The 1,116-nt window shown below is 71.7% G+C and carries 1 protein-coding gene; it reads left to right on the top strand.

Annotation, left to right across the window (positions count from 1 at the left end; genetic code table 11):
* Positions 1–54: 54 nt before the first annotated feature.
* Positions 55–1,116, top strand: a 1,062-nt coding sequence (locus tag DN069_RS39165; protein WP_133260214.1) for a phthiocerol/phthiodiolone dimycocerosyl transferase family protein, incomplete at its 3' end; no start/stop codon positions are given.

Genomic DNA, 1,116 nt, shown 5'->3' with positions numbered 1-1,116 from the left:
CGGATGGCGATCACGGATCCGGTGGGGCTGGGGGGTGGGGAGGGGCCCAGGTTCGTGGCGACGGTGTTGCCGATCCCGTTGCGGCAGGTGCGGTTGGGCGATGCGGCGCAGGGGGGTTGGGCGGATGAGGTGGATGGGTTTGAGCTTGCGCAGCCGGTGGACTGGCGGTCGGGTCCGTTGGTGCGTGCGGTGCACATCGCGGGGCCGGGCCAGGTCCACGATCTGATCTTGACGTTGCCGCATTCGGTTGCGGACGGGACGACGGCGTTGTCGTTGTTGCGGCAGTGGGTGCGCTTGGCGGCGGCGCCGCCGGTACGGGTGGTGGTGGGGCCGCAGCAGATGCCGGAGCCGTTGGAGGCGCTGTTCCCGGCTCGGGAGCCGTTCGTGGGCGGGCCGCTGGGCCAGGGCGCCGACGCGGGTGCGGGGGGTGAGGTGGTGGGGCGGTTGGAGCCGGAGCGGTTCGTGCCGTTCGATCTGCGTCGCACGCGGATGCTGCACCGGGCGTTGTCGGGTGCGGTGCTGGGGCGGTTGACGGCGGCGTGCCGGCGTGAGGGTGCCACCTTGGACGGGGTGCTGGCGGCGGGGTTGGCGTGTGCGGTGGCCCGGGATGCGGAGGCGGCGCCGGCGGCGCGGTTCGCGGTGGGTTCGCGGGTGTCGTTGCGTGAGGAGTTGGCGCGGGCGGTGGACGAGGACGAGGTGGGGTGTTTCGTGTCCGCGTTGCACTCGGTGGTGTCGTGCCGGCCGGACGACCTGTGGGCGATGGCGCGGTTCGTGCGTGACGACATCGCGGCGCGTAAGAAGCGCGGTGAGCAGTACGAGGCGTTCGACCGGCTGGCGGAGCAGGGGCCTTGGGGTGTCGCGGACTGCGAGCCGTTCGTGCGGCATCTGGAGGAGCACGGGCCGTTCAACTTCTTCGTCTCCAACGTCGGCCGGTTCGAGTTCCCGACCCAGCTGGGTTCCTGGCGGCTGTCGGGGGCGCAGTTCGTGGGCGGGATCTCGGTGGCGGGGTACTTCGGGTCCTCGGTGACCACCAGTCAGGGCCAGCTGTCGTGGAACTTCACCTACATCGACCAGGCCGTCTCCCGGGACCGGGCCGAACGCGTCGTCGACGACGCG

Source organism: Streptacidiphilus pinicola (assembly GCF_003258295.1).
Classification (GTDB): domain Bacteria; phylum Actinomycetota; class Actinomycetes; order Streptomycetales; family Streptomycetaceae; genus Streptacidiphilus; species Streptacidiphilus pinicola.
Note: the sequence above shows the minus strand (reverse complement) of the source record. Positions and strands in the feature narration are given on the sequence as shown.